Annotated in this window: 1 protein-coding gene; it reads left to right on the forward strand. The window is 50.4% G+C overall.

The genetic code is table 11. From position 1 onward, the window contains the following. Positions 1–274 precede the first annotated feature (274 nt). Positions 275–2,212 carry an ATP-dependent zinc metalloprotease FtsH gene (gene ftsH, locus QUA56_RS20845; protein WP_333361042.1) on the forward strand — a complete coding sequence of 646 codons (1,938 nt, stop codon included), beginning with the start codon at positions 275–277 and terminating at the stop codon, positions 2,210–2,212. Positions 2,213–2,332: the final 120 nt, after the last annotated feature.

The raw sequence follows: 2,332 nt of genomic DNA on the forward strand, positions 1-2,332 counted from the left end.
CAATCGATTTTAGATTTGAGATTTGAGATTTGAGATTTACGGAGGGGGCCGAGAAACCGGGTTTTTTGAGCAAAATCCTGGGTTATAGCCCGCAGATTAGGTGAAAAACCCGGTTTCTTGAGCAGCCGTGGATTCAAAACCCCCCCTCAAGAGGGGTCTCTTGAGATCCAGCGAGAGATCGACCCATTCAACACCCGCCCTCTTGTTAAAATAAATAAAGGTAGCAAACCACAAGCGGTCAATCTTGGCAGTCTTCAACCTTGGGCAAAGCAATATGAAAAATTCTTGGAAACACGCATGGCTGGGGCATCTAACTGTAAACAAAGACAAATCGAGCCGGCAGAGTCCTCAAAAATCTATTCCAGGACGGAATCTTTGGCGCATCCTGGGCAGTTTGGTGATTTCTCAAGGAATATTGCTCTCGACCCCGGTTTTTGCCGAGAGCGCGCCAACCACTATGAGTTACAGCCAACTGATCGACAACATAGAAAAAGGGCAAGTTAGTAAAATCGAAGTAGACGAAACTCAAAGAACTGCCAGGGTTAGGCTAAAAAATCAAAAAAGCGATCAGGCCCAATCAGTTAGTCTCTTCGACTACAACAACCGAGAACTCTACTCGCAAATCCGCGCCAAAAAAATTGACTTTGAAGTCAAACAAACAGCCGACAACGCCGCGGCAGTCAGTTTAGTAGTAAATTTGCTAGTGATTTTTGCAGTGTTGGCAGTTTTGATGGCAATCCTGCGCCGATCGACCCAATCCCAAGGAAATGCCATGAACTTCGGCAAATCCAGAGCCCGTTTCCAAATGGAAGCAAAAACCGGCGTGATGTTCGACGACGTAGCAGGCATCGAAGAAGCTAAAGAAGAACTGCAAGAAGTCGTAACCTTCCTCAAAAAACCCGAACGCTTCAACGCCATCGGCGCCAAAATTCCCAGAGGAGTTCTGTTAATCGGGCCTCCGGGAACCGGCAAAACAATGCTGGCAAAAGCGATCGCAGGCGAAGCAGCCGTCCCCTTCTTCAGCATCTCCGGTTCCGAATTTGTCGAAATGTTTGTCGGAGTTGGCGCCTCCCGCGTCCGCGACTTGTTCCGCAAAGCTAAAGAAAATGCCCCCTGCATCGTCTTCATCGACGAAATAGACGCCGTAGGAAGGCAGCGCGGCGCTGGTATCGGCGGCGGCAACGACGAACGCGAACAAACTCTCAACCAGTTGCTGACAGAAATGGACGGCTTTGAGGGTAACAGCGGCGTGATTGTGATTGCAGCTACCAACCGCCCCGACGTGCTCGATACCGCCCTGCTGCGGCCCGGCAGGTTCGATCGGCAAGTAACGGTAGATTTGCCCAGCTACAAAGGGCGTTTGGGGATTTTGCAAGTTCACGCGCGCAACAAAAAACTCGACCCAGAAGTTGCCCTAGACACGATCGCCCGCCGCACTCCCGGCTTTTCCGGCGCCGACTTGGCAAACTTGCTCAACGAAGCAGCTATTCTCACAGCGAGGCGTCGCAAAGACACTATTAGTAACCTAGAAGTTCACGACGCGATCGACCGGATCACGATCGGGCTTACGCTTAACCCGCTGCTGGACAGCAAGAAAAAGTGGATGACAGCATACCACGAAGTCGGACACGCTCTAGTCGCGACAATGCTCAAAAATGCCGATCCGGTTGAAAAAGTAACGATTATTCCGCGTTCCGGCGGCATCGAAGGCTTTACGAGCTTTGTGCTTGACGACGAAATGCTCGACAGCGAAGGTTTGAGGAGTCGGGCTTTGCTGTTAAACCGGATTACAGTAGCTTTGGGGGGACGGGCGGCGGAGGCAGAAATTTATGGCGATGCTGAAATCGACACCGGTGCCGGTAGCGATCTCAGAAAAGTTAGCAGTCTCGCGAGGGAAATGGTAACGCTTTACGGAATGTCGGATTTGGGGCCTGTGGCTTTGGAAAGTCCGAACAGTGAGGTGTTTTTGGGCCAAAACTGGAATTCGCGATCGGAGTATTCCGAAGAAATGGCAATCAAGATCGATCGGCAAGTCCGGGAAATTGCCTTTAACTGCTACGAAGAAGCTCGCCGGATCATCCGCGAAAACCGCGCTTTGGTAGACAAACTTGTCGAAGTGCTGTTGGATGAAGAAACGATCGACGGCGACGAATTCCGCCAAATTGTCGATCGGTACACCCAGTTGACAAAAAAAGAGTTAGCACCAACGTAAAGAGTCATTAGTCATTGGTCATTAGTCATTAGTTAGTAGTTGGTTTGTCAGTTGTCAGCAGTCATTGGTCATTGGTAAGGGTTCCGTGGGGCCCACTACTTCTTCCCTCTTCCTACTGAC

Origin of the sequence: Microcoleus sp. N3A4 (genome assembly GCF_036701805.1) — a bacterium.
In the GTDB taxonomy this organism is placed as follows: Bacteria; Cyanobacteriota; Cyanobacteriia; order Cyanobacteriales; family Microcoleaceae; genus Microcoleus.

Coding starts and splice junctions, on each gene's coding strand:
- ftsH (WP_333361042.1), top strand. CDS start 275: ATGAAAAATTCTTGGAAACACGCATGGCTGGGGCATCTAACTGTAAAC.